We start from the raw sequence: 2281 nt of genomic DNA on the forward strand, positions 1-2281 counted from the left end.
GAGCCGGTTCGGTTCGCCGCTGCCGTCGACGTCCTCGCGGGTCTGGGGGTGACCCGGTTTGTGGAGGTGGGTCCGGACGGGGTGCTGACCGCGTTGGCGCAGCAGTGCCTCCCGGACGCCGCGACCTCGGGTGCGGTGTTTGTTCCGGTGGTGCGCCGGGACCGCCCCGAACCCGCGACCGCGATCAGGGCGGTGGCGTCGCTGTTCGTGCACGGCGTCGACGTCGACTGGGCAGGCGTGTTCACCGGCACCGGGGCACAGCCGCTGGACCTGCCGACGTATGCCTTCCAACGTCAGCGGTACTGGCCGGAGGCGGTCCCGGCGTCGCCGGTGGGCGAGCGCGTTGCCGACGGGAACGAGGTGGCCTTCTGGGAGTCGGTGGAGCGGGAGGACCTGCCGGGTCTCGCGGACCGGTTGGGAATATCGAGTGATTCCCTCGCCGATGTACTGCCCGCCCTGAGCTCGTGGCGGGCCCGGGGCCGGGAACGGAACCAGCTCGATGCGTGGCGTTATCGGGTGACGTGGAAGCCGATCCCCGACCCCGGGCCGGCGGTCCTGTCGGGGACGTGGCTGCTGGTTGGTTCGGATCAGCGTGGGCTGGGCGCGATGCTGGCTGAGCATGGCGCGACGGTGCTGGGCGTACCGGCTGGGTCGGGTATTGATCGTCTGACGCTGGCCGAGCGGTTGGGCTCCCTTGAGGAGCAGGTGGCCGGCGTGGTCTCCTTGCTGGCCCTGGATGGCGGTGTACTCGCAGACAGCCTCGTCGTGGCGCAGGCGCTGGGTGATGCGGACATCGACGCCCCGCTGTGGCTGCTTACCTGTGGCGGCGTGTCCGTCGGGCGGGCTGACATGGCAGCGGAGGTCAACCAGGCGCAGGTGTGGGGGTTGGGCCGGGTCGTCGGGCTGGAACACCCCGACCGGTGGGGCGGGTTGCTCGATCTGCCTTCCGGTCTTGACCGGCGGGCGGCAGCCCGGATCGTGGCGGTGCTGGCGGGGTTGCCGGGTGGTGAGGACCAGGTCGCGGTCCGGGGTAGCGGGATTGCGGTGCGGCGGCTCGTCCACGCGCCTGCTACTTCTGGTGATGCCTCGTGGCAACCGCGCGGCACGGTGCTGATCACTGGTGGCACGGGTGGACTGGGCGCAGAGGTGGCCCGCTGGGTCGTCGCCAATGGCGCCTCCCGGGTGGTGCTGACCAGTCGGCGTGGTTCTGCGGCACCTGATGCGGCGAACCTGGTCGAAGAACTGTCAGGAATCGGCGCTGAGATCGAGGTGCGAGCCTGCGATGTGGCCGATCGGGAGGCGATCGCCGAACTGCTGCACTCGATCGATGAACCGACGGCGGTTGTTCACGCGGCGGGTATCAGTGAGGATCTGCCGCTGACGGCTGCGGACCCGGCGCATCTGGCGCGGGTGGCCGCCGGCAAGCTCGACGGAGCTCGGCACCTCGACGAGCTGTTGGCCGACGTGCAGCTGGACGCCTTCGTAGTGTTCTCCTCTATTTCGGGCGTGTGGGGCAGCGGTGGGCAGGCGGCCTATGCGGCCGCCAACGCTGGGCTTGACGCGTTGGTGTCGCGCCGTCGCGCGGCTGGGCGGGCAGGTACGGCGGTGGCCTGGGGGCCGTGGGCCGAGGTCGGGATGGCGGCGGACCACCAGGTGGCAACCATGCTGCGGCGTCAGGGCCTCGTCGGCCTGGAACCACGGCGGGCGGTCACCGCTTTCGTTCAGGCGGTTGGAGCCGGGGACGATGCGGTGACTGTGGTGGATGTGCGGTGGGAGGAGTTCCTGCCTGCGTTCACCGCCGCTCGGTCGAGGCCGTTGTTCGTGGACCTTCCGGAGGCGGCTGTTTCTGAGGTGCCCGGGGGTGTGTCGGCGGGGTCTGAGTTCGCTGAGCGTCTTGCGGGGTTGCCGGGGGGTGAGCGTTCTCGTGTGGTGTTGGAGTTGGTGCTCGCCGAGGTCGCGGCGGTGCTCGGGCACGCGTCGGGCGATGCGGTGGTGTCGGGGCGGGCGTTCAAGGATCTCGGGTTCGATTCGTTGACCGCCGTGGAGCTACGGAACCGGTTGGTGGCGGTGACCGGGTTGCGGTTGCCGGCGACACTGGTCTTCGACTATCCGAATGCCGCTGGTCTGGCGGAGTATCTGCTGGCTCAGGTGACCGATGCGGTGGGATCCGTCGTGCCAGCGATTCCGGTGGCGAGTGCGGCTGATGATCCTGTGGTGATTGTGGGTATGGCGTGCCGGTTGCCGGGTGGGGTGGCTTCGCCGGAGGCGTTGTGGGATCTGG

Annotated in this window: 1 protein-coding gene; it reads left to right on the forward strand. The window is 69.9% G+C overall.

Annotated elements, in window-relative coordinates:
• Positions 1–192: 192 nt before the first annotated feature.
• A partial coding sequence (locus B207_RS32620; RefSeq protein WP_230204851.1) for an SDR family NAD(P)-dependent oxidoreductase occupies positions 193–2281 on the forward strand: 2089 nt, incomplete at its 3' end.

The organism is Parafrankia elaeagni, from assembly GCF_000374165.1.
Lineage (GTDB): Bacteria > Actinomycetota > Actinomycetes > Frankiales > Frankiaceae > Parafrankia > Parafrankia elaeagni.